This window comes from Thiomicrolovo immobilis (genome assembly GCF_039645955.1).
Lineage (GTDB): Bacteria > Campylobacterota > Campylobacteria > Campylobacterales > Sulfurimonadaceae > Thiomicrolovo > Thiomicrolovo diazotrophicus.
Genome location: NZ_CP147916.1, coordinates 1,748,853 through 1,772,737, shown reverse-complemented (window position 1 = coordinate 1,772,737; position 23,885 = coordinate 1,748,853). Strand labels below are relative to the sequence as shown.

General features: G+C 60.4%; 25 protein-coding genes. 15 read left to right on the top strand and 10 right to left on the bottom strand.

Annotation, left to right across the window (positions count from 1 at the left end):
• The first annotated feature begins 25 nt into the window (after positions 1-25).
• The gene (locus tag WCX72_RS09200; protein ID WP_345969505.1) at positions 26-751 is read left to right on the top strand and encodes a hypothetical protein; all 726 of its coding nucleotides are present in this window, start codon (positions 26-28) and stop codon (positions 749-751) included.
• A 6-nt stretch (positions 752-757) separates the two neighbouring features.
• On the opposite strand, the gene WCX72_RS09195 is transcribed toward WCX72_RS09200, so the two are convergent.
• Positions 758-1,585 (bottom strand): hypothetical protein, encoded by an 828-nt coding sequence (locus WCX72_RS09195; RefSeq protein ID WP_345969504.1) that lies wholly within the window; start codon positions 1,583-1,585, stop codon positions 758-760.
• A 110-nt stretch (positions 1,586-1,695) separates the two neighbouring features.
• Positions 1,696-2,562 (bottom strand): TIGR01777 family oxidoreductase, encoded by an 867-nt coding sequence (locus WCX72_RS09190; protein WP_345969503.1) that lies wholly within the window; start codon positions 2,560-2,562, stop codon positions 1,696-1,698.
• 102 nt (positions 2,563-2,664) lie between these two features.
• On the opposite strand from WCX72_RS09190, the gene WCX72_RS09185 reads away from it, so the two are divergent.
• Complete coding sequence (locus WCX72_RS09185) at positions 2,665-3,435, top strand: ATP-binding protein (RefSeq protein WP_345969502.1); 771 nt, start codon at positions 2,665-2,667, stop codon at positions 3,433-3,435.
• Between the two features lie 13 nt (positions 3,436-3,448).
• On the opposite strand, the gene WCX72_RS09180 is transcribed toward WCX72_RS09185, so the two are convergent.
• The 3 genes from WCX72_RS09180 to WCX72_RS09170 form a co-directional block, all read right to left on the bottom strand.
• A complete protein-coding gene (locus WCX72_RS09180; RefSeq protein ID WP_345969501.1) occupies positions 3,449-4,015 on the bottom strand; it encodes a Spy/CpxP family protein refolding chaperone in 567 nt (188 codons plus the stop codon).
• Between the two features lie 62 nt (positions 4,016-4,077).
• Positions 4,078-4,575 carry a hypothetical protein gene (locus WCX72_RS09175; protein WP_345969500.1) on the bottom strand — a complete coding sequence of 166 codons (498 nt, stop codon included), beginning with the start codon at positions 4,573-4,575 and terminating at the stop codon, positions 4,078-4,080.
• Entirely contained in the window at positions 4,572-5,720 is a 1,149-nt protein-coding gene (locus WCX72_RS09170; RefSeq protein ID WP_345969499.1) for a PLP-dependent aminotransferase family protein, read from the bottom strand. Before WCX72_RS09170 ends, WCX72_RS09175 begins: the two co-directional genes overlap by 4 nt.
• 100 nt (positions 5,721-5,820) lie before the next feature.
• Here WCX72_RS09170 and WCX72_RS09165 point away from each other — a divergent pair, with 100 nt between their 5' ends.
• The gene (locus WCX72_RS09165; protein ID WP_345969498.1) at positions 5,821-6,696 is read left to right on the top strand and encodes an AraC family transcriptional regulator; all 876 of its coding nucleotides are present in this window, start codon (positions 5,821-5,823) and stop codon (positions 6,694-6,696) included.
• A gap of 5 nt (positions 6,697-6,701) precedes the next feature.
• Here the strand turns inward: WCX72_RS09165 and WCX72_RS09160 are convergent, their stop codons facing one another.
• Both WCX72_RS09160 and WCX72_RS09155 read right to left on the bottom strand, forming a co-directional pair.
• On the bottom strand, positions 6,702-7,907 hold the full coding sequence (locus tag WCX72_RS09160) for an NAD(P)/FAD-dependent oxidoreductase (protein ID WP_345969497.1): 1,206 nt from the start codon (positions 7,905-7,907) through the stop codon (positions 6,702-6,704).
• 3 nt (positions 7,908-7,910) lie between these two features.
• Positions 7,911-8,804, bottom strand: coding sequence for a DMT family transporter (locus WCX72_RS09155; protein WP_345969496.1), 894 nt, complete (start codon positions 8,802-8,804; stop codon positions 7,911-7,913).
• Between the two features lie 168 nt (positions 8,805-8,972).
• Here WCX72_RS09155 and WCX72_RS09150 point away from each other — a divergent pair, with 168 nt between their 5' ends.
• From WCX72_RS09150 to WCX72_RS09140, 3 genes are read left to right on the top strand one after another with little or no spacing between them, the layout of a single operon-like run.
• Complete coding sequence (locus WCX72_RS09150) at positions 8,973-9,653, top strand: superoxide dismutase (protein WP_345969495.1); 681 nt, start codon at positions 8,973-8,975, stop codon at positions 9,651-9,653.
• A 46-nt stretch (positions 9,654-9,699) separates the two neighbouring features.
• Entirely contained in the window at positions 9,700-12,279 is a 2,580-nt protein-coding gene (locus WCX72_RS09145; RefSeq protein WP_345969494.1) for a 2-oxoacid:acceptor oxidoreductase subunit alpha, read from the top strand.
• Positions 12,276-13,118, top strand: a complete 843-nt coding sequence (locus tag WCX72_RS09140; protein ID WP_345969493.1) for a thiamine pyrophosphate-dependent enzyme — start codon at positions 12,276-12,278, stop codon at positions 13,116-13,118. The genes WCX72_RS09145 and WCX72_RS09140 overlap by 4 nt, the downstream gene beginning before the upstream one ends.
• A gap of 3 nt (positions 13,119-13,121) precedes the next feature.
• Here WCX72_RS09140 and WCX72_RS09135 read toward each other — a convergent pair whose 3' ends face one another.
• Positions 13,122-13,994, bottom strand: a complete 873-nt coding sequence (locus WCX72_RS09135) for a hypothetical protein (protein ID WP_345969492.1) — start codon at positions 13,992-13,994, stop codon at positions 13,122-13,124.
• Positions 13,995-14,178: 184 nt separating this feature from the next.
• Entirely contained in the window at positions 14,179-15,519 is a 1,341-nt protein-coding gene (locus WCX72_RS09130; RefSeq protein WP_345969491.1) for an MATE family efflux transporter, read from the bottom strand.
• A 276-nt stretch (positions 15,520-15,795) separates the two neighbouring features.
• On the opposite strand from WCX72_RS09130, the gene WCX72_RS09125 reads away from it, so the two are divergent.
• The 9 genes from WCX72_RS09125 (at position 15,796) to WCX72_RS09085 (ending at position 22,490) form a co-directional block, all read left to right on the top strand.
• The gene (locus WCX72_RS09125; protein ID WP_345969490.1) at positions 15,796-17,271 is read left to right on the top strand and encodes a hypothetical protein; all 1,476 of its coding nucleotides are present in this window, start codon (positions 15,796-15,798) and stop codon (positions 17,269-17,271) included.
• Positions 17,272-17,282: 11 nt separating this feature from the next.
• The gene (locus WCX72_RS09120; RefSeq protein WP_345969489.1) at positions 17,283-17,711 is read left to right on the top strand and encodes a TOBE domain-containing protein; all 429 of its coding nucleotides are present in this window, start codon (positions 17,283-17,285) and stop codon (positions 17,709-17,711) included.
• A 17-nt stretch (positions 17,712-17,728) separates the two neighbouring features.
• Complete coding sequence (locus WCX72_RS09115; RefSeq protein WP_345969488.1) at positions 17,729-18,148, top strand: TOBE domain-containing protein; 420 nt, start codon at positions 17,729-17,731, stop codon at positions 18,146-18,148.
• A 14-nt stretch (positions 18,149-18,162) separates the two neighbouring features.
• Positions 18,163-18,906, top strand: coding sequence for a molybdate ABC transporter substrate-binding protein (modA, locus tag WCX72_RS09110; RefSeq protein WP_345971546.1), 744 nt, complete (start codon positions 18,163-18,165; stop codon positions 18,904-18,906).
• On the top strand, positions 18,903-19,313 hold the full coding sequence (locus tag WCX72_RS09105) for a TOBE domain-containing protein (protein ID WP_345969487.1): 411 nt from the start codon (positions 18,903-18,905) through the stop codon (positions 19,311-19,313). Before modA ends, WCX72_RS09105 begins: the two co-directional genes overlap by 4 nt.
• Complete coding sequence (gene modD / locus WCX72_RS09100; protein ID WP_345969486.1) at positions 19,310-20,164, top strand: ModD protein; 855 nt, start codon at positions 19,310-19,312, stop codon at positions 20,162-20,164. The genes WCX72_RS09105 and modD overlap by 4 nt, the downstream gene beginning before the upstream one ends.
• Entirely contained in the window at positions 20,151-20,834 is a 684-nt protein-coding gene (gene modB / locus WCX72_RS09095) for a molybdate ABC transporter permease subunit (protein ID WP_345969485.1), read from the top strand. The genes modD and modB overlap by 14 nt, the downstream gene beginning before the upstream one ends.
• The gene (locus tag WCX72_RS09090) at positions 20,834-21,709 is read left to right on the top strand and encodes an ATP-binding cassette domain-containing protein (protein ID WP_345969484.1); all 876 of its coding nucleotides are present in this window, start codon (positions 20,834-20,836) and stop codon (positions 21,707-21,709) included. Before modB ends, WCX72_RS09090 begins: the two co-directional genes overlap by 1 nt.
• Positions 21,710-21,923: 214 nt before the next feature.
• Positions 21,924-22,490, top strand: coding sequence for a DUF2202 domain-containing protein (locus WCX72_RS09085; RefSeq protein ID WP_345969483.1), 567 nt, complete (start codon positions 21,924-21,926; stop codon positions 22,488-22,490).
• A gap of 46 nt (positions 22,491-22,536) precedes the next feature.
• Here the strand turns inward: WCX72_RS09085 and WCX72_RS09080 are convergent, their stop codons facing one another.
• Positions 22,537-23,829 carry an APC family permease gene (locus WCX72_RS09080; RefSeq protein ID WP_345969482.1) on the bottom strand — a complete coding sequence of 431 codons (1,293 nt, stop codon included), beginning with the start codon at positions 23,827-23,829 and terminating at the stop codon, positions 22,537-22,539.
• Between the last annotated feature and the right edge of the window lie 56 nt (positions 23,830-23,885).

The following is a 23,885-nucleotide window of genomic DNA, read 5'->3' as shown; positions in this document are numbered from 1 at the left end:
ATGCTTTCTCCTTATAATCCGCAGCATGAAGAAGATTATGATAGGCGATGAGGTCATAGGGGCAGTCGAGATGCCGGAAACGCCTGGGGCCTACACCATTTTCCATGCCGTGCGCAAAGCTGTGGCCGAAAAGCGGCCGGTGACGCTTGCGCTGCTTTTCCCGCCGGAGAAGATCAAGGCGCTGGGGCGTTACCAGAAGGGCGGGGCGCAGGCCGAGCTGGCCGAGCTGCAGCTCTTGATCGACATGGGGAAGGTGCTGGGGTTCAAGACGGCGGAGGCGGAGGCGCTGAAGCTGCAGATCGAGCTCACCAACGACAACGCCCATGTCCACCTCAATATCTCCAAGCGTCTCAAGCTGCTCAACAAACAGCGGCGCACGCGTACGCGCAGCACCTACCTCTTCTGGGATATCGAGAACTTCGGCCCCATAGGTCCCATGTTCACCCACGTCATCGAGAAGTTCCACGTCCCCGACGACCGCATCTACCTGGCGGCGAACCCCGACTCGCTCTACCTCAAGCGGCGGGAGTGGGAGGCGGAGCTGTATGACTACGGCAAGCGGCTGGAGTCGTTCAACTTCACCGTCGTCGATCACGGCAAGAACGTGGCGGATGATTTTCTGCTGGGGGAGTTTGAGCGTTTACAGCTCCGGCAGGCCGACGTCTTCATCATGACCTACGACCGGGAGCTCAAAGAGCGTTTCAAGGCGGCGTGCCACGGCAGCAACAACCTCTACACGCTGGGAAAATAGCGGCGCTTACTTTTTGGGTTCGCTCTTTTTGAGTTTTTCCGCCTTGATACGGATCATCGGGCGTTTCGGTTTGTCCTTAGGGGTCTCGGTCTTCTTGGCCTCATAGGGTTTCTTCTCACCCTTGTAGGGCGGTTTTTTCTTCGCATCATAGGGCTTCTTGCCGTACTTCTTACGTTTCGCTTCCCACTCTTTTTTCGCGGCAAGGCTCTCTTCGTCATGGGGCTTGCCGTCATGGCGGTGGTTGCGTTCGCCCGTTTTGCCCGAGAACATCGGTTTGCCGTTCTCGTCCGTGCCGATGTAGCGTGAAACGCCGCTCTCTTTCGGCTTGCGCGGGGCGCCTTTGCCTTTCGGTTTAGCGGGGGCTTTTTTCGGTGCGTCCTCTGCGTAGAGACGGGCGGATGGTTTCTTGTAGCGTTTCGGGCGCTGCACCGGCTTGGGGGCCTCTTCGGGGGCGAAGCCCTCCGGACGTTCCTGGGAGATGGCCCGGCCCAGCAGCATCTCGATGCCCATGAGCCGCGGGCGGTCCTCCTCGCCCAGCAGGACGAGGGCCCCTTCGCGGGCGAGCGCCATACGATCGAGATAGCGCTGCGGCACTTCCGGCAGGTCGTAGCTGATGAGCAGGTCGCATGCTTCAGCGCCCTCTACAGCATCGTCGCTTAGCACGGTGACGGTCTCGGGGACGCTGATGGCTCCGGTATCGCCGGCGGTCACGACGCTGATCTTTCTGTCGGCGTTCTCCTCAAGCAGTTGGGCAAGGAGCTCGTTTTTACGGCTCTCTTCACAGAGCAGAAGGCGGTGATTCTGGCGTTTGAACGCTACGGATGGGATGGCCATGGTGTGTCCTTGGTAGTGCAGGGAAAGAGACGGATTTTCGGTACGCTCCGCCGCTGCGAATGATGGTTGAATTATAGCGTTATTTCGCTCGGGCGGGGCAGGGAAGCGTTTTAATCTTTCCGTTTTGTAAGCAGATTGTCCAGGGCGTCGCCGAGATGGTCAAATCGGAAGGTGAAACCGGCATCAAGCAGGCGCCGCGGCACGGCCCACTGGCCGCCGGCGATCACCTCCGCCCCCTCGCCGAAAACGAGGCGCAGAAACCAGTAGGGCAGGCGCATGAAGGTGGGGCGATGCAGTTTCGTTCCCAGCGCTTCGGTGAGCTCCTTGTTGGTCGAGACCCGGGGCGCCGCGAGGTTGTAGATTCCCCGCATCTTGGCATCGGTGACGGCCCGGGCGAAGGCCTCGCAAAGATCGCCGATGTGGATCCAGGAGAGGTACTGCTTCCCGTCGCCGACGACGCCGCCGAGGCCGAGCCGGAAGGCGGGCAGCATCCGTGCGAGCATTCCTCCGTTGCCCAGGACGATGCCCAGGCGGAAGATGACCGTCCGCACGCCGTACGCTTTGACCTCCGTCGCCGCCGCTTCCCACTGCTGGCAGAGTTCGCCGAGGAAGGTGTAGGCGTACTCTTCGCTCAGTTCGTCGTGCCATTTTTTCGAGGGGTAGATGCCGACGGCGGAGCCGCCGATATAGAGGGAAGGTTTGACCTCCAGCAGGGCGATCGCCTCGGCGAGGCGCTCCGTCGTGCCGACGCGGCTCGAGACGAGCAGCGCCTTGTAGCGGCGGCTCCAGCGGCGGTCGACGGGCGCGCCGGCGATATTGATGATGACATCGGCGCCGATGAGCTTCTCGGCCAGTGCTTCGGCCGGAAGCGCGAGGTCGCTGCGGCTGAGCGGAATGACCGCCCATCCTTCCGCTTCAAATCGTTTTCGCAGGTGTCTCCCGACGAACCCCGTAGCACCGCCCATGGCAATTCTCATTCCGCCCTCCGTTGTGAAATTATATTATCATTGTAGCGAAGGTGCCCGAAATTTGCACAGGGGTATAATGGCAGGGAAATACCTTGCCGGAGAGGAGATGCCATGATCGCATGGAACACAACCCTGGCTGCCGTTTTCAGACGGCGGACGGAGACGCTCAAACCCATTGCCCGGATCGATGCGATGCCGCTGGAGGCGCTGATCAACATCGACCGCCAGAAGGCGGCGCTTGTCGAGAATACGGAGAACTTCCTTGCGGGACGTTTTGCGAACAATGTGCTGCTCTGGGGCAGCCGGGGCACCGGTAAGTCGTCGCTGGTGAAGGCGCTGCTGCAGGCCTACGCCGAGGAGGGGCTGCGGATCGTGGAGTTCTTCAAAGAGGACCTGCGCTACCTACCCGAGGTGATAGACGAGCTGCGCGACGAGCCGTACCGCTTTATCCTCTTCCTTGATGATCTGACGTTCGGCGAAACGGACCTCTCCTATACCTATCTCAAAAGTGCGATGGAGGGCTCCATCGAAAGCGCGCCGGAAAACGTCCGGGTCTACGCCACCTCCAACCGCCGCCACCTCGTCCCCGAATACATGAGCGACAACGAAGGCACGACGGTCAAGGACGGTGAACTGCATTACGGCGACAGTGTCGAGGAGAAGATCTCCCTGGCGGACCGTTTCGGGCTTTGGCTTTCGTTTTACCAGGGAACGCAGGACGATTACCTGGCGATGGTCGAACACTATTTCAAGGGGGTCGAGGCCGACCGGGAGCCGCTCATGCGCGAAGCGCTGCGCTTCGCGCATGAGCGGGCGTCACGCAGCGGCCGGACGGCGCAGCAGTTCTACCTGCACTATATGCAGCGTTTGGACAAGATGTAAAGGCGTCTTTCTCCTAGCGGGACATGCCGCCGCACTTCATCCCCCCGCATTTCATACCGCCCTGCTGCATACCGCTTCCTTTCATACCGCTCTTTTGCATGCCGCCGCTTTTCATACCGCCTTTGATCATGTTCCGCTTGATCATCATCTTGACCATCGGTGCGGTGAAGGCGCGTTTGAAGAGGGGGCGCTGTTCCGGGGTTAGCACGGTGTAGATGGTGCTGAAGAGTTCGGTCATCGCGGCCATCTTGGCGTCGAACTGTTTCTGCTGTGCCGCTTTGAACTGCTTGGCATCGAAGGCAGTGTCACCGAAGGCGTCAATGGGGAAGGTTTTGGAGGCTTTGCGTGTCATCATTTTTGCCTTGAAGCTGTTGATGGCGTCAGTGACGGCCTGGGTCTGCGCGCTGCTCAGCCCCGTCTGGCTGACGGCATCGACGACTTTGCGGGCAAGATGCATTTTGTTGCTGCTGCCGCCGTGCATGCCCTGCATGCTGTTCTGCGCGCTGCACGCGAAGGCCGATGGGACGCTGATGGCGAGGGTTGCTGCCGCGATAACGGCAAGTTTTGCGAAAGGTTTCATCCGAAGAGCTCCTGTAAGTGGTTGAATAAAAACCATTGTAGAGCAAAGGCATTAATTTACCGTTAACCCCCCGTGCCGTCCTCCCTGTTCCAGCGGCGCCTGAGATTATGGATATAGACGATGAGCAGGAAGAAGAGCGTCGATGTGAGGCTGAGAACGAGCATCAGTCCCGTCTCCTCCGGCACGGTGTCGAGCAGGATGAGTTTGCGGATGATGACGACGAAACCGATCTCGAGCAGGGTAAGGGCATAGTCGAACGCGCTGCGGATCAGGAAGGTCCTCGTAATGGCGATGACGATGAGCACGAAGAGGCCGTCGGTCAGGATCATCTTGATGGAGCGGAAATCGAGTGCCCCCTGGTCCAGGGTGAAGGAGACGATCTTGTGCGACAGACTGAGGATGCAGACGGCCAGGTAGAGTACCATCACGGCGATAAAGGCGTATTTGAGCCCGGTGATCAGTTTGGAAAAGACAAGGTCGAGACGGGCTTCGATGGTCCGGTCGAAGGTCTCGAAGCGCGCGGCTATCCTCTCCGTAAAGGCGTGTGAAGCGTTGCTCATGCCGTGGCCCTGGCCACTCCCGTGATTTTCGAAACGATCTGTTCGCGGTAGGCATCGGCCATCAGTCCGACGCCGCGGTGCATCTGCGCCGGGTCGGTGTGGGTGAAATTGAGCCGGAGCTCGTCGAGCGCAGGCGTGCCCGGGTAGAACTCGCTGCCGGGGACGAAGGCGACCCCGCGCTCCAGGCAGCGGTTGACCAATGTTTTCGTGTCAAAGCCGGGCAGCCTTCCGTAAAGGAACATGCCGCCGCGGGGCTCGTCAAAAACGAAGTCGGGCAGCTGGGTGCGCAATGCGTTGGAGAGCGCATTTTTTTTGGCCCGGTAATGGATGCGCAGCAATGACAGATGGCGGTCAAGCCCCTCGGTCTCCCAAAACGCGTCGATCAGGCGCTGGTCCAGGGTCGACGTATGCAGGTCGATCGCCTCTTTGACGACGAGCAGCCGGCGCAGGTTCGCCTCGCTGGCCCGGACCCACCCGACCCGCAGGCCGGGGGCCAGGATCTTTGAGAAGGAGCCAAGGTGGAAGCTGCGTTCGGGCATGGTGGCACTGATGGGCAGGGACGCATGGTCGAAATAGAGCTCGCTGTAGGGTGCGTCTTCGATCAGCAGCGCGTTGGCGTCCAGCACCGCTTTGGCGACGGCATGGCGTTTGGCACTGCTGTAGCGCAGCCCCGTCGGATTCTGGAAGTCCGGGATCAGGTAGGCGGCCCCCGTTCTGGCGATGCTGCGTCTGAACGGTGTCATCGCGATGCCGTCGTGTTCCAGCGCGACCCCCTCGGTCTTCACTTTTGCCAGCCGGAAGGCGCTGAGGGCCCCGAGGTAGGCGGGCAGTTCGACGGTGACCCCGTAGGGAAGCATGCTCATGGCGATGAGGTTGATCGCCTGCTGGGAACCTGTGGTGATGAGAATCTCCTCCGCGCGGGTCTCAAAGCCCGCATCACAGTAGCGCCGGGCGATCTTTTCGCGCAGGGGGGCGTACCCCTGCGAACGCGAATACTGCAGGCTGGCCGGCTCGGAGAGGACGCGCTCAGCCGCCGTTTTGAAGGCGTCGAGGGGGAAGAGGTCGGCGTCGGGAAGCCCTCCGGCGAAGGAGATGGTGTCCGCGGTGATAACATCCAGGATCTCCCGGATAAATTGGCGTTTCATGTTCTTATCCTTTTGTATGAACGCGATGATACGCCGATTCCGGAGATTAATCTTCAATATTTCTTGCATAAAACTATGCAGATCTTGCTAAAATTGTTTTATGAAGAAAGAGACGCTGCGCCACCACGCCCACGTCGTCAACGACGCGCTGTATTACATCTACCGCCATATCGACTCGCCGATCACCCTGGAGGTGCTCGCAGAGCGCAACCGCACGAGCGTCTACCATTTCCACCGGATCTTCAAGGAGGTGACGGGGCGCAACTTCTACGACACGCTGCAGTCCATCCGGCTGCAGAAGGCGGCGAACCTGCTCATCGTCAACAAGAAGGAGACAGTATCGGCGATCGCGCAGCAGTGCGGCTACAGCACGCACTCGGCCTTTATCCGGGCTTTCAGGCAGCGTTACGCGCTGACGCCGACGCAGTGGCGCGAAGGGGGCTACCTTGACTTTTCAAAGGAGAATATCCGCTACTCCGACAACATGCCGCGGATCACGTCGGACTTTACGGGGCTCAAACCTGCCATCGTCAAAATGCCCGCCATCCGTGTCGCCTATATGCGCCACCGCGGCTACAACCGTTCCATTGCCGACGTCTGGCAGCGGCTCTATGCCTACGCGGTCGAACACGGCCTGGAACAGGCCCGGCAGATCGGGCTGCACCACGACAACCCCTCGATCGTGCCGCTGGAGGAGTGCGCCTACGTCGCTGCTATCGAGATCCCCGACGACTTTGAGGTGTCGGGTTCCGTCTCGAGCTTCGTCATCCCCTCGTCGCTCTGCGCGCGCTTCACGATGCAGGGGCGCTACGGCGAGGTCCCGAACCTGATCCGCTACATCTACCATACGTGGCTGCCCGAGAGCGGCTTCGAAGCGAAGACCCTGCCGCCCTATGTCGTCTACCGCCGGAACCATTTTCTCGAAGCCGACGAGCGTTTCGACCTCGATTTCTACCTGCCCGTCAGCGTCATCTGACGGCTTCAGGCCTCTGTGCGTTTTTTGAAGCCGGTGTTGATGCGCAGTTTGAGCCCGAGGTAGTACCCCTTGGTGATCAGTTTTTTCAACAGGTAGGCCGTGTAGCCGCTGACGCGGATGATGCCGAAGAGCTCGCCGACCGCGTAGCGGCCGCCCAGGGCGACAAAGACGCCGTCGACCTTGGCGTGGAATGGGGAAACAGGGTCGCCGTTCAGGCGTTTGCGGATGGAGGCGGCGACGTACTCGGCGCTCTTTTCTGCCGTCTGGGCCGTCGGCGGAAGAAGGTTGCCTTTCGCGTCTTTGAGTTCGACGCAGTCGCCGACCGCGTAGACGTTCATGTGGGGGGAGAGGCGCAAATAGGCATCGGGAACGATCTGGCCCAGCCGGTTTGTCTCAAGGGGCACGTCGCTGTGCAGCGTATTGGCGATGATCCCCCCGGTGAAGATCATAAAACGGTAGGAGAGGGCCGTGCCGTCTTTGAGGTGGATGGCGCCATCCTCGACCCGGTCGATAAAGGCGTTGGTCAGGATCCGGATTCCCAGCGATTCCAGGCGCTTTGCCGTACGGTTGACAATATAGCTGCTCATCCCCGGCAGGATCGTGTCAGCCGCGTCGATGAGGGTGATCCTGATCTTCTTCGCATTGGTACCGAGGGTCTTGTGGTGTTTTTCGATGACGTCGGCCATTTCCGCGGCGATCTCGACGCCGCTGAGCCCCGCCCCGCCGATGGCGATCTGCAGCTCGGCCGGCTCCGGGTCGCGGGTCTCTTCGACTTTGGTGTAGACGAGCTGTTCGAAGGTCTGGCGGAAGGCGAAGGCGCGCTGGAGGTTCTTGACACCATAGCTGTTTTCGCGCAGGCCCTTGATAAACGCGAAGAAGTTCGTGCGTGCCCCGGTGGCGACGATAAGGCTGTCATAGGGGATGCGTTCATGTTCCAAAACGACTTCCTTCGCCTCCGGGTCGACGCCGGTGATTTCCGCCTGCTTGAAAGCGACATGCCTGCCGAAGCCCCGGCACCAGTTCGCAAGGTCTATCGTGATGTCGTGGATGTCGAAGCGCCCGGCGATGTAGCCGTAGGCTTCGGTCTGCAGGTAGTGGTAGGGGTGGCGGTCGATCAGCGTGATGCGAAAACGCGGGTCGCCGGCGAGATGTTCGACGGCCCGCAGGCCGCCGTAACCGCCGCCGAGAATGACAATGTGCTCTTGGTGCATTTCTTATCCTTTTTTGACCAGAAGTCCGGCGGCGATGATCATGGCGATGCCGAGCCAGACGGCGGCGTCGGGGAAACCGTCGCCGAGCATGATGCCGAAACCGACGGCGAAGGGGATGTTCGTGTAGCTCACCGCCCCGATGATCCCCGCTTTGCTGAAACTGTACGCTTTGGTAAGCAGCCACTGCGAGAGAGTGGAGATGAGGGCCATGAAAGCGATCAGCCCCCACACCTTCGGCGATGTCGGCCAGAAGAACGCGGGAAAGAGAAACGCCAAGGCATCCGGCGCGCTCACGAAGGGGGAAAGGGCAAAGAGCAGCAGGGGCGCAAGAGTACCCACCCCCATGAACGAGAGGACGATGACGCGGGTGTCGTAGACATGGCGGATCGTTTTGATGGTGGCGTAGGCCGAGGCGGCGAAGAAACCGCCGAGCAGCCCGAGAAAGTGCTCGTACCCCATCAGCATCCCCGTCGGCTTGGAGATGAAGAGGACACCGGCAAAACCGATGAGGAGCGCCGCGAGAGCGTAACGGTTCAGATGCTCCTTCATCAGGAAAAAGGCCAGTACGGAGACGAAGAGCGGCGAGGTCTTGTTGAGCGTGATCGCTTCGCCCAGCGGGATGACGGTAATCGTATAGAAGAAAAGGATCATCGCGCTGAAGCCGAAAAAGCCGCGCAGCAGGAGCAGGTGGAGTTTGCCGCCGGGAAGGGTCGGGGGAGTGTGGCGCAGCATCGCGAGGATAATAAGCACCCCGATGAGGTTACGGTAAAAGACGATCTCCAGGGCGCTCAGGTCGTCGCCGAGCAGCTTGGCGACGGCCCCGTTGAGGGCAGAGATGAGGGCGCTGAGCAGCATGAAGAGCACGCCGCGGTCGGTCTGGGAGAGGAACTGCTTCACTGGACGGGTCTTTTTTGACGGAAGTATACACTCTTTGGTTCCCCCGCGCCCGGGCGGTCTGCTTATTCTGAAGGCAGGCTTTATCCGGACGCTAAAACAATTTCCTTCCCATCCCTTTACCTCGATAAGTTATGATAATACAAGCGAGCCCAATCAAAGGAGCATAATATGGCATTTGAACTGATGAAGCTGCCGTACGAAGAGACGGCGCTGGAACCCTATATCTCTGCCGAAACGGTGTCGTTCCATTACGGGAAACACCATGCCGGCTATGTCGCAAAACTCAACACGCTGATCAACGCGACGGTCTTCGCACATGTCCCGCTGCTCAAGATCATCCGCGAGGCTGAAGGTGCAACCTTCAATAACGCTGCGCAGGTCTTCAACCACGACTTCTACTGGCTGGGCCTCTCCTCCGGGAACACGGAGCCGTCGGCGGAGCTCTCCGAGATGATCGAGCGCGACTTCGGCTCCATGGAAGGGTTCAAAGAGGCCTTCCTCGCCGCGGCGGCCGGGCTGTTCGGGTCGGGGTGGACCTGGCTCATTCTCAGGAATGATAATACCCTCGTGATTGAAACGACCTCCAACGCGGACACGCCCGTACGCTACGGTCGCCGGCCGCTGCTGGTCTGTGATGTCTGGGAACACGCCTACTACATCGACCGCCGCAACGCCCGGCCGGAGTACCTGGAAAACTGGTGGAAACTGATCAACTGGCGCTTCGTTTCCGACAACCTTGCCGCGGAGGAGAACGACCCTATCGCAGGCTACAGCCAGCCGTGCAATGACGACAGCGAAGTCTGCGACTATGTCGATACGATGCAGGCAAACGAAACGACCGCCACGTAAGCAGGCGTGACGGCCTCCGCGAAAAGCGAAGCGAAAGGAGGAGGCCATGACACCGCGTGAACTTGCGGCCTACGACGGCCGCGACGGAAGACCCGCCTATGTCGCCTATAAAGGGAAGATCTACGACGTGTCGGAGAGCCCGATGTGGGCGGAGGGGAATCACCAGGGGATGCATCAGGCGGGGCGCGACCTCACGCCCATGCTTGAGGGTGCGCCGCACGGCGATGAGGTGTTTGAACGCTACGGCGTCATCGGCACGCTGGATGCGGAGCCGGAGCCGGAGCTGAAGGCCCGGGCCGATGCGCCGCCTCCGGATGCGAACAAGGAGCGCCGCCGTCGTTGGCAGGCGCTCTATCGCCGTTACCACCCCCACCCGATGACCGTCCATTTTCCCATCGCGCTGCACCTCTTTTCAGCGTTGATGGACCTGCTCTTTTTCGCCGTGCCGACGGCACTCTATGCCGCCGCCGTCTTTTATACTTTCCTGGCGGCGACGGTCATGGGGGCGGTCGCGATGGTACCGGGGCTGATCAGCTGGCGGATCAATTACGGGGGCACGTGGCGCCGTCCCTTTGCCGTCAAGATCGTGCTCTCCGTGGCGATGCTGCTGGCGGGGATCGTCGCGATCATGCTCTATCTCGAAGCCCCGGGCATCGTCTACACGATGTCGGCCGAAGGCATTATCTACCATGCGATCGTCCTGCTGACGGGCCTTGGGGTGATCGTGCTGGGCTATTACGGCGGCAAGATCACCTGGGGCGAGAGCATGCCTTATCCCCAGGCGAAAGAGGATCCTATCCCCGTCGCCGCGACGGCTGAAGGGCCTGCGCCTGCGCCGCAGACGGATGCGAAGCTCCCTTCGGCCGGGCGGTATGAGGTCCCTTTCGCCGCCGACCCTTCCATGCCGCCGCTGCAGCGGCATGTACCGGTGTCCCCAACCCCGCCCGGAACGGGGCAAAGCCTCTCCATTCTGATCGGCGGGGCGGCGGGCATGGGGATCGACACCCTGGAGAAGGTGCTCAGCGACGCCTTTGTCCGCAGCGGTTACTATGTCTATTCGAGCAAGGAGTTCATGTCCCGGGTACGCGGGGGGAGCAATACGACGCTTATCCGTATTGCCGATACCCCGCTGGAGGCACCCTGCTGGGAAGTGGACCTCTTCATTGCGCTTGACGCCTTGGCCCTGACCCACGCGGCGCCGCGCCTCACTGCGCAGACGGTCGTACTGACCGACGAGCGTTTTTCGGCGGAGGCGCCCGGCGCGATTGCCGTTGCGATGCAGCGCGAGGCGCAGCGGCTGGGCGATCCGCGCTACGCCAACACCTATGCCGCCGGGCTGGTCTACGGGATGCTGGGCCTTGAAACGGATGCATTGAAAGCCAGCGTGCAGGCGCGTTTCGCGCGGGACGAGGGGAATGTTCTTGCGGCGGAGGCCGGGGCCGATGCGGGCCGTACTCTTCAGCACCCCCCGCTGCCGCCGTTGCCTTACTCCCATCCCGAAGGGGCCGCCGTCTTGCACCTGATGGACGGCACGACCGCCTGCGGTTTCGGTTTCCTTGCCGGGGGGTGCAACTTCGTCGCCTCCTATCCGATGTCCCCCTCCACGGGAGTCCTGAACTTTATGGCGGGGATGTCCAAGCGTTTCGAGATCGCCGTGGAGCAGAGCGAGGACGAGATCGCCTCGATCCACCTTGTGATGGGGGCGTGGTACGCCGGTGCACGGGCACTGACGACGACATCGGGCGGCGGGTTCGCGCTGATGGGAGAGGGCATAAGCCTCTCGGGCATCACGGAGACCCCCGCCGTCGTCTACCTGGCGCAGCGGCCCGGCCCGGCGACGGGATTGCCGACCCGCAGTGAACAGGGCGATCTGAACCTCGCGCTGCACTCGGGGCACGGCCCCTTCCCGCGGATTATTCTCGCCCCGGGTTCGCTGCACGAATGCGTCGAACTGGGCCATCTCGCCTTTGAACTGGCCGACCGGTGGCAGCTGCCCGTCATTGTGCTGAGCGACCAGTACCTCGCCGATACGATGGCGATGACCGGCGACGTCGATTTCGCTGCCTTCGAACAGCGCCGTTACATTGCACCCGCATCCGAAACGTACAACCGCTACGCCGACACCCCTTCGGGTATCAGCCCCCGGGCCGTGCCGGGCGGCGGCGAGGGGCTGGTCTGCAGCGACGGGCACGAACACGACGCAAGGGGACAGATCACCGAGGATTTCCGCGTCCGAGAGGCGATGGTCGCCAAGCGGGCCCGAAAGGCCGAAGGGATCGTGGCCGAGGTGTGGCCGCCGGAGGTGCGCGGCACAGGGAGCATCGCGGTGATCGGCTGGGGCTCGAGCCGCGGTGCGATTGCCGAGGCCCTGGCACGTCTGGGAGACGACCGGACCTGCCAGGTCCACTTTGCCTGGGTGCATCCGCTCAATCCCGAACAGCTCGCCTTCCTGCAGACCTACGACTATCGCATCGTCGTCGAGAACAACGCCGACGGTGCCTTCGCGGAGCAGCTGGCGCTGCACGGTGTCAGGGTTGACCGGCGTATCTTGCAGAGCAACGGCTTCGCCTATTTTGCCGACCAGCTGGCGCAGGAACTCGCCGCGGTCATAAAGGAGCGCGCATGAAACCGTTTGAACGTGAAAATACAGATATCGGCTGGTGTCCGGGATGCGGGAATTTCGGCATCCTGACCCTGATCCGCGAGGTGCTCGACGAGTTGAAAGCCGACGGCCGCAGCGTCGTCATCGTTTCGGGCATCGGCCAGGCGGCGAAGACGCCCTATTACGTTGACGTCAATATGTTTGGGGTACTGCACGGGCGCGCCGTTCCCGTCGCGACGGCGGTCAAGGCGGCTAACCCCGAACTGACCGTCGTGGCCGAGGGGGGAGACGGCGATATGTACGGGGAGGGGGGCAACCACTTCCTGCATGCCGTCCGCCGCAACGTCGACATCGTTCATATCGTCCACAACAATATGATCTATGGGCTGACCAAGGGGCAGGCGTCGCCGACGAGCCAAAAGGGGATGGAAACGAAGGTGCAGGTCGACGGGGTCGGCAACGAGCCCTTCAACCCTCTCGCCGTGGCGCTGGCGCTGCGGGCGGGGTTCGTCTCCCGGGTCAATATCGGTAACCCCGTACACGCCAAGCAGGTGCTCAAAGCCGCTTTTCTGCACCGCGGCTATGCCCTGGTCGACATTTTTCAGCCCTGCGTGACCTTCAATAAGATCAACACCTTCGGCTGGTTCGGGGAGCATACCTACGAACTGGACGCCTCTCACGACACGGCCGATCTCGGTGCGGCGATGGCGCGGGCGATGGAGAGCGGGCCGTTCCCGCTTGGCGTCTTCTACCGCCTTGAGAGCGATACGTTCGACGAACGGGTCCGCCACGGCCAGCGGCGTCCGCTCTCGCTCGCGACCCACGATGCCGCGCTCATTCAGACGCTCTTCGATGCCTATTGAGGTCTATTCGATCTCAGGGGCGGTCCCGCTCTTTCTGACGATGTAGATGAAGTAGGAGAACACAAAGAAGAGCAGGGCGAGCGCGCCGATCAGCGAGGCGGCGTAGGGAAGGTCGTGGTAGTTGGAGATGGAGATCTTGAAAACGACCAGCAGCGCCTCGATCATCAGGGCGATGATGATTGAGACGGAGAAGTTGAGCAGGGTCTTCACTTTGATCCCCTCATGGACTTTCTGCGTTTTGGGCATTACCTCCTGGTCGACGATCGTTTTGCCCAGGTCATAAACGGCCAGTCCCAGAGTGAGGGCGATGACGGGTTTGAAAAACATCTCCAGCGAAAGCACATCTTCGACGATGAGGTAGTGGCCGAAACTGAAAAGTCCGTAGAGGACGACAAAGATCCCCAGCAGCAGCAGCCCCCCGCCGATAATGCCGTAGAGGGTACGGTGGGTCAGCTTGAGGGCGCCGTTATTCTCGATCAGCATGAAACGTTCAAGGAGGTTGCGCAGCTGGAAGTCCAGCAGGATATAGCCTCCTTTGGCCGTCTTGTAGACGACGGTGATACACAGGTGCCCCGTCGTCGTGGAGAGGTAGGGTTCATGGAAATAGTAGTCGCCTGAGAGTTTACTCTCGTCGATGAGGTAGCTCCGGTCCGCGCCGACGGCTGCCGAATCCTTCTTGTGGCGGCTGTGGTTGGCGGAGGTCTGGGCGAACCCTTCGTCGGTCTCATAGGCCAGCTCCAGGCTCGGGAAGACGGAAAAAATGTGCTTGACGTTCTTTTCCGTCAGATGGATGAGTCCGATCCGTTGGATGGACGCAAGGATGAACTTCTGGATCAGGTCGGCATTCTCTTCGTAAATGGTTACAAGGTTCTGCATGGAAACTCCTTCGTAAAATTGCCATGTTCTCTGCTCCGGCGCAACCGCACCGTGGAGAGGGAAAAGGAGAAAATATAATGTCTGTGGTCAAATCGTATTCACGCCGGGCATTGTAGATGAGTTTTAGTGCAAAGTCTATTCGAGAATGATGAAAAATTCATCATTCCGGGTGGATAAAAGGGTATCAGATCGGGGCGCGTGAGAGGTCGGTGAGGATGCGGCGCGCATACCAGTATGTCACGACGGCGGCAGTGATGACGACGCCCCCGACGCCGAGCCATACGGAGAGGGCCGACGGCGCGATGCGGGCAAGGATCCAGAGGACGATCAGCGGAGCGACGACCTGCCGGGCGAGGCTGATATAGAAGATAAACGCGGGCCGCTTGACCCCCTGGAGCATCGCGACGTAGGTGAAGATGACGACGAAGGGGTAGATCAGGAAGGCCTCGACGCGCAGGTAAAGCACGCCTTCGTCAATCACGCTCGGGATACTGCTGAAGACGCCCATCACCGTCCCGGCGCCCGCGAAGAGCACGATACCGCCGATAAGGGCGACGATGGCACCGTAGAAGAGGGAGCGGCCGACAGTCTCGCCGATGCGTTCGAACCGGCGGGCGCCGCTGTTTTGCGCAACGATGGCCAAGACCGCGACGTTGAGCCCGACGGCGGGCATCAGAATGATCTGTTCAATCCGCATACCCACGCCGTAGGCCGCGACGACCTCCTGCCCGTAGGGCGCGGCGAAATAGGTGATGATGTAGATGCCCGCGGCCATCAGCGCCAGGTTGGCGCTGGGGGGGATCCCCTGCCGGATCAGCTCGACGAGGGCGGAGGGATCGAAACGAAAGGGCGCGCTGCCGCGGTAGACGGGTTTGGTCTTGAGGCGGTAAAAGAGATAGGCGGCACTCATGGATTCGATGATGACCGTGGCCAGGGCGATGCCCGTGACGCCCATCGGTGCGACGCCGAACCCGCCGCGCACGAACCAGGCGTCGAGCGCGACGTTGATCACGGCGGCGGCAATGAGCACGTTGCGGAAGGAGACAGTATCCCCGACGGCATTGAGCAGGGCGTTGAGAAAAAAGGTGAAGACGAAGAGGCCCGTCCCGGCGATGATGACATTGATGTAGGCCAGTGCTTCCGCGAGGTAGGCGTCCCGGGCACCGAGCGAGGACATCAGTGCCGGGGCGGTGACAAAGCCCGCGGCGGTCAGTGCGATGGCCAGCAGGCCCCCGAAGAGGAGGGCATTGTGTGCGAGATGGCGTGCCTGCTCCGTTTCCCCGGCCCCCAGGGCATTGCCGACGAGGGCCGTCACCGCTTCGCTCATCCCTTCGGCGAGGGAGATGATAATGAAGAAGATCGGAAAGGAGAGTGAGAGGGCCGCCAGTGCTTGGGTCGAGATCATCCCTGCAAAGTAGGTATCGGTGATGTTGAAGAGGGTGTGGAAAAAAAAGCCGATGCACGCAGGCACCGCCAGGGTCCTGATATGGCTTCGGATACTGCCTTGGGTGAGATCAAGCTGCATACGCTACCGTCCGGATGGTTTTAGGTATAGTATAAACGCTCTCCCTTCGTCCTAAGACGATGTGAACGGGGATGCGTCCTTCCTTAAGGAGGGGGCAAGGCAACTTCATCTACGATACCGTTATATTTTTCAGAATATAACACTTTTGTCATGTTTTGTCGCATTTTTCTGCTTTATTCGTGCTTCTAGGGCACTTTTTAGAGAATAGACCTTGCAGACATCGTTATGTTTTATAAAAAATAACGCTCTGTAAGCAGCGTGATAAAAGGAGAGTCATTGAAAACGACAGGCTGGATAAGTACCGTATTGGCGGGGGTTCTTGGAGGTTCGCTTTACGCGGCGGATGCAAATGCCCCGAAACAGGCGTTGAATTCGAACTATACATTGGTATATAACGCTGTACCGGGAGAGGCGGAGAGCTTCACGGAGATGTTCAGCGAGGGGGAGTTTTACGCCCGCCTGCGTTCGAATACCTTTTACTATAAATGGCAGACGGAGACGGCCAAGCAGGACAGCCATCTTATCAGTGCCCTCGGCGGCTCGCTGGTCTACCGCAGCGCACGCTACGGTGGATTCGATTTCGGCATGGGCCTTTACTACTCCCAGGCCTTTTTCGATGACAGCAATGATCCGGTCAATACGCTTAAACCGGGCAAAGATGTCCTGAGCCGTTACGATTACGTCAATATGGGCAACAAGGGGATGGGAGCGCTCGGCCAGGCGTACATCGCCTACAGCGGCATTCCCAAAACCCGCATTGCCGTCGGCCGGCAGCTGGTGGAGACCTTCTATACCAAGTCCAACGACACGAAAATGATCCCCAACACCTTTGACGGGATCGTCATCGACACGAAAGCGGTTCCGGCGACAGCCGTGAGAGTGGCCTACCTCGCCGAACAGAAGCTGCGCGACCATACGCAGGCGCACTCGGTCCTAATGTACGGCGACGCGAACAGCAGCAGTTCCGAGCGCCCGGAGTGGAGCGAGAACGACGACTCCGCGATGCACAAGGGGCTTACCTATACGCGTCTCAAAGCGGCAGGCAAGCCGACGGACGCACCGCTGATCACCGGGGACCTGCACAATACGGCGATCGCCAACCTGAAACTCGACGGCGCATTCTATATTGTCCCGGAGCTCGTCAGCGAGGTGATGGCGGAGGCGAACTACAAGGTCAACCTCGGCAGCGTATCGCTGACACCCGGTGTGCGTTACATCAAGCAGTTCGATAACGGCGCCGGCAAGGTCGGCGGCGCGGCATACAGCGGCAAACTCGCAGGCCAGAGCGGTGCGGCCGGCGGCTATAAAGAAGCCGACTCCCTCGACGCCCAGATGCTCGCCGCTCGGCTCGTGGCGCAGCTGGGCAAGTACAAGCTCAACTTCGGCTATACCAAGGTCTTTAATGAGGCGGACCTGATCACCCCGTGGCGGGGATTCCCGACGGCGGGCTATACCCGCTCGATGGCCCGCTACAACTGGATGGCCAATACGAAGAGCTACCGCGTCGAGCTGCAGCGCGCCGCCAACAAAACCGGGGTCTTTACGGACCTGTTCGTACAGGCTTCCTTTCTTCATACCGATGCGGACGAGTCGAAGGGGTACTATGACGAGAACTACTACTACCTCGGATTCGTCCAGAACCTGCCCATGCTGGCCGACCTGCAGTGGCGGCTGCGCCTGGGGTACAACGACACCGAAAAACCGGATGCCGACAGCCTGGATGCCCGCTTCGAGCTCAACTACCTCTTCTAAAGGAGCAGAGCATGATGATCAGTGCACGTAACCAGATCGATGCCGATATCGTCGCGGTGCGCCGGGACGGGGTCAGTGCGCTGCTGGAACTTAAAACGGCGCAGGGGACCCTGATGTTCGCTTCGATCACAGGGAACGCCTCTGATACGCTCTGCGTCAAGGAGGGGGACCGGGTTATCGCATTTTTCAAAGATTCGCATGTGCTGGTCGCCACGGGATGGGCCATCCCCATCAGTGCGCGGAACCGGCTCGAAGGGACGATCGAAACCGTTCACCGCGGCGTTGTCAATGCGGAAGTGCGGATCCGGCTAGGCGGCGGGGACCGTATCAGCGCGACCGTGACCGACGACGCCGTTTCAAACCTGGAGTTGCAGTCGGGTATGCCCGTCGTTGCGATCATCAAAGCCTCGGACATGATGATCGCTAAACCTGCCAAATAAGAAAGAAGGAACAAAAAATGAAAATCAGTGCCAGAAACCAGATCGAGGCGGGGGTACTCTCCGTCAACAAAGGGGCGGTAAACGCCAAGATCGCGCTGCGCGCGCCGAAAGGGACGACGCTCAGCGCCATCATTACGATTGAAAGTGTCGAAAGCCTCGGCTTGGCCGTGGGGGACGTGGTCCGTGCCTTTTTCAAAGCGTCGCACGTTCTGATCGCGACGGGGGGCATGCCGAAGATCAGCGCCCGCAACAAACTGGCGGGTCATGTAGAGAAAGTGATCCAGGGGGCGGTCAATACGGAGCTGATCATTCAGCTGGAGAGCGGGGATCTGCTGACCTCTATCATTACCAACGAATCCATGGCGGAACTGGGTATTGAGCAGGGCAGCAACGTCATCGCCATTGTCAAAGCCAGCGACGTTATGATCGCGAAATAAAGGAACCTATTATGATGAAAAAGACATTTTTGTTACTGCTCTTGTCCCTCTCCGCGATTGCCGGCGAGATCAATATCGCCGTGGCGGCGAACGTCAGCTACGCAATCGATGAACTCAAAGCGGTGTTTGCGAAACACTACCCGGATACGAAAGTCCAGGTCACGCTGGGCAGCAGCGGGAAGCTGACGGCACAGATCAAGAACGGCGCCCCCTACGGGCTTTTCATGGCGGCGAACATGAAGTACCCCGCATCGCTCTATGCCGACGGCATTGCCGTGACCAAGCCGGTCGTATACGCACAGGGCGCCCTGGCGTACCTCAGCGCGAAACCGATGGATTTCTCCAAGGGGATCGCCCTGGTGGCGGACAAATCCGTCAGCAAGATCGCTATTGCCAACCCGAAAACGGCCCCCTACGGTACCGCCGCGGTCGAGGCGATGCAAAAAGGGGGCGTTTATGATGCCGCCAAGCCGAAGTTTGTCTATGCCGAGTCGATCTCGCAGACCGTGACGTATGCCTTGACGGCAGCGGACGTCGGTTTCATCGCGAAATCTTCCCTTTACAGCCCGAAAATGGCACAATACAAGGAAAACGTTAACTGGGCGAGTGTCGATCCGGCACTCTATACACCGATCAAACAGGGGGTCGTCTTGCTGAAAAATGCCGGAAAAAGTGCGGAGTACAAAGCGTTCTACGACTTTATGCTCAGCGACGAAGCGAAGGCGATCCTGCGCCGCTACGGATACATCGTACAGTGAATCGCATCGAGGCCTATATCACCAGTATTGAACGCCGGGACAACATCACGATTGTCTCCTTTGATGCGGAGGGGGCGCCGATGCGGATGATGGCCCTGGGGCTTGCAATCCCGATCGCCGTCGGAACGCAGGTGATCCTCGGGGCCAAAGCGTCCCATGTGGCGCTGGCCAAGAAACTGGAGGGGCATCTCTCCATCTCCAACCGCCTCGAGGCGGTGATCGAAACGGTTGAGACGGGGGCGCTGCTGTGCAGCGTGACGCTCCGTGTCGGCCCGGCCCGGATGGAGAGCATTATTACCCGCGATTCCGCCGAGACAATGGCGCTGCATCGGGGCGACAGCGTCACGGCGCTGATCAAGGCAAGCGATCTTTCCATCCTGGAGATCGTTGAAAAAGGAGAGGCATGAACCGGCTATCGGACCCGGAGCTCTGGGAATATATCAGGGGGGATCTTCCCTATTTCGATCTGACGACGCAGCTGCTCGCACTGCCGCCGCAGCGGGCGACATTGAAGGTGTTGACGCGCGACGAGGTCGTCGCGGCCTGCACCGAAGAGGCGGTGCGCATCGGGGAACTCCTGGGGTGCGAGGCGCAAAGCAGCTTCGCGTCGGGGAGCGTTGCGGCGCCCGGCAGCGTGCTGCTGGAGCTGCACGGGGATCACGAAACGCTGCACAGCGCATGGCGGCTCTGCCAGATACTGCTCGAATACGCCTGCGGCATGGCCACGCGCGCCCGGACGATGCTCGCAAAGGCGCATGCGGTCAACCCGCACTGCGAACTGCTCGTTACCCGCAAAAGTTTCCCCTTCGCCAAACGCTTTTCCACCCGTGCCCTGATGTGCGGCGGGGCGATGCCGCACCGGCTCGGCCTTTCGGAGACGGTACTCGTTTTCGAACAGCACCGCGCACTCTACAAGGACACCGCCGCGTTCGAGACGGCGCTGCGGGAGCTCAAGCAGCGCTGCGTCGAGAAGAAACTGACGGTGGAGTCCGAATCGCTTGAGGATGCCAAGCGGATGCTGGCCCTGGGCGCGGACGTGATCCAGATGGACAAATGCGGTCCCGACACGCTGCAGGAACTTGTCGCCTACAAACGCGAACACCATCCCGGCGCGACCATCCTGGCCGCGGGGGGAATCAACCCGGCCAACGTGGCCGATTACGCAGCATCGGGTGTGGAGGGGGTCGTCACAAGCAGCCCTTATCAGGCGGGCATGGCCGACCTGACGGCGCGGTGGGAGACAGATGGAAGCGATTGATTTCGGCCCTTTTATCCTATCGTTCAAACTGGCGGGATTGACGACGTTCATTCTCTTTGTCGTTGCCCTGCCGGTCGCATGGTGGCTGTCGCAGACGGCGTGCCGCTGCAAGCCCTTTGTCGAGGCCGTTACCTCCCTGCCGATCGTCCTGCCGCCGTCGGTGCTCGGGTTTTACATCCTCTACGCGCTCTCGTACAACTCGCCGCTGGGCGCCTTTTTCGAGCAGACCTTCGGCATCAAACTCGTGTTCAATTTTACGGGGCTTGTCATCGCCAGCGTCTTCTACTCGTTTCCGTTTATGGTGCAGCCGCTGCAAAGCGGCTTCGAGGGGCTGAACAAGAACATGCTTGAAGCCTCCTACATCAGCGGGAAAGGAAAGGCGGAGACCCTGCTGCGCGTGGCGCTGCCCAACATCAAACCGGCCCTGATCACGGCGCTTATCGTCACCTTCGCGCACACCGTCGGCGAGTTCGGGGTTGTCCTGATGGTCGGGGGGTCCATCCCCGGCGAAACCAAGGTCGCTTCGGTCGCCATCTACGAAATGGTCGAGGTGATGGATTACACCACGGCGCATATCTACAGCGCGATCATGGTGGCGCTCAGTTTCGTGGTGCTGCTTGGGGTCTACCTCTTCAACCAGCGCCAGAACCGTCGGATCGGAGTCGCCTGATGATCGAACTGGACATCCACAAAATGCTGCAGGGCAGCAGCGGCGACATGACGCTGGATATCGCACTCTCCATCCGGGAAAAGAGTTTCGTGGCGCTGGCGGGGCAGAGCGGCAGCGGGAAGACGACACTGCTGCGGCTGCTGGCCGGTCTGGAACGCGCAGAGGGGGAGATCAGCGTCGCCGGCGAGACGTGGCTGGGCAAAAAGACCATGCTCCCGCCGCAGAAACGCGGGATCGGCTTCGTCTTCCAGGACTATGCGCTTTTCCCCAATATGAGCGTGGAGCAGAACCTGCTCTACGTCAACAACGACCGCGCCCATGCCGCCATCTTACTGGAGATGACGGGGTTGCTCGAGCTCAAAGAGCGTCTTCCGGGGACGCTCAGCGGCGGGCAGAAGCAGCGCGTTGCGCTCTGCCGCGCCCTGATGAACCGTCCGAAACTGCTGCTGATGGACGAGCCGCTCTCCGCACTGGACCCTGCCATGCGGCTGAAGCTGCAGCATGACATCCTTACCCTGCACAAGGCGTTCGGCACGACGACGGTGATGGTCAGCCACGATCCCAGCGAGATCTACCGTCTGGCGGAGCGGGTCGTCGTCCTTGAACACGGGCGTATCGTGCATGACGGGACCCCCGGCGAGGTGCTGCTGCGGACCAGCGGCAGCCAGAAGTTCACCCTGGAAGGTGAGCTGCTTGACATTATTCGCGCCGACGTCATCTACATCGCCGTCGTGGCCATCGGGCAGCAGATCGTCGAAGTCGTCTGCGACAAAGAGGAGGCGGCACAATTCGAAGTCGGTCAAACCGTGCAGGTGAGCACCAAGGCCTTTGCCCCGACGATACAGCATGCGAGACAGGGGAGCGAGCGTCTGTGACGGCGGGTCGGATCGCTCCGTGAACACACCCCCGGACAAAGCACCGATTTTTTTGCTTCAATTTTCATCTCTTTCCCAAAATTTTTGATCCTCTTATAGGCACTGCTTCTTGCGTATGATTTATGGCGCCACTCCCCCGTTTCAGGGATGAATCGCCCTCACACTCCGCTCACACTTCCCCATTACAATGCGCCATCACATATAAGGAGTTTTTATGATTAATGCGAGGCGCGAGTTTCTCGGTAAAGTGGCAAAAACGGGGGCAGTGCTCTTGGCAGGAGGCGCGACGGTGCTGCAAGCAAACGGGAATGCGAAGAGCGATACCGATCCGGTTTTGAGCGACGATCAGCGCGATACGCTGTTTTACATCTACCAAGAAGAGAAAGTGGCGCGCGACGTCTACATCACACTGGGGGAACGCTACCCGGAGGAGAGTACCTTCGCACTGATCCAGCTCTCCGAGCAGAGCCATATCGAAGCCGTCGGAGCACTGTGTGTAAGCTATGGGATCGATATCTCCTATGTCGACCTTGACGCTGTCGGTGTGTTCGAGCTTCCGGCGCTGCAAAATCTCTACGACGCCTGTGTCGTGCAGGGGAATATCTCACGCTTGGAAGGGCTGAAAGTCGGCGAACTGATCGAGCTGACGGACCTGGACGATCTGGAATCGGCGGCCGCTGGGATGCCCGAGGATGTGGTGTCGGTCTTTGAAAACCTCAAAGAGGGGAGCGAAAGCCACCTCGATGCCTTCCGCCGGGCCATCGCCCGTCTTGAGGCCTAACACAAACTTCTAACAGCATCTTCGCCCCGTTGCCGTGTCTTGCAGGTTAATAGGGGCGATCGAGAAAGTGTCCTCGAACCCGCCGCCCGTAGAGGCTCTCGAAGAGGACCGACAGAGCGATGAACCCCCCGAAGATCATGACGGCACGGCCGTTCTCCTCCCAGGTATGATAAAGCAGTATAGCCAGTGCGCACGCACTCAGCAGCAGGGCTGACAGGTGCAGAAAACGGTTGCCGCCGGTCGCCGCGGCCAGTTTCAGCGCCGCGGCGTTGACGAGGGCGAAGATCAGCAGAAAACCGGCGCTGCCGATGATGGCGATTTCGGTCAGGTCGAAGGTATTGGCAATCAGCAGTGCTGCGGCCATGGTGGCGAGGATGCCGATAAAAGGTTCGTTCCGCCGTTCCGCATCGAAGGCTTCGGGCAGGCGGCCGTCTTTGGCGAGGGTATAGCCCAGGCGGGCATTGCCGTAGATGGTGGCATTGATCGCTGAGAAGGTCGCCAGCAGGGCGGCGACGGCGACGAGGATGAACCCTCCGTGTCCCAGCGCCGGCTGCGCCGCGACGGCCAGGGCGTAATCTTTGGCCTTTTCCAGCACCGCTTCGGGAACGGTGCTGACCGTCACCGCGGCGATGAGCACGTAGAGGACGATGACGATCAGGACGCTGAGGACGAAGGCGCGGGGAAGATTGCGCTTGGGGTCGGCAATATCCTCGGAGGCGTTGGCGATAAGCTCGAACCCTTCATAGGCGACGAAGATGATCATCCCGGCGGAGACGATTGAGAAGAGGGGCCCCCAGTGGCGCGGTTCGAAAGGGGCCGCCTGGAGATAGGGGAGACTGGAAACGATAATGACGGCGAGCAGCAGCATCTTTACGCCGACGATGAAGCTTTCCGAACGGCTGACGAAGGTGGTACTGACAAGGTTGATGGCCGTCGGCAGCACGATGGCCGCCGAGATCAGAATATGGCGCAGCAGCGGCGGGCCGTCGGGAAAAAAGGTGTGGGCGTAGGCGGCAAAGGCGACGGCATAGAGGGCGATGGTGACAAGGTAGCTGAGCCAGAGCATGAGGTTGACGCTGCCCGAGGCGAGGGTATTGCCGAAGGCGTTGTCGATGTAGGTGACGGTTCCCCCGCGCCCGGGATAGGCGACGGAGAGGCGCGCGTAGGAGAGGGCGGTCAGCAGCGCGACGATGCCGCCGAAGAGGAAGGCCAGCGGGGTGGCGCCGCGGGAGAGGGAAACCGCTTCGCCCAGCACCGCGAAGATCCCCCCGCCGACCATCCCGCCGATGCCGATGGCGACGGCGCTGACAAGACCGATACTTTTCCGGGACGTTTGCACTGTTGCCGCCTTGGGATGGGATGTAGCTATGGTAACGCTTCCGCGGTTAACCTTTG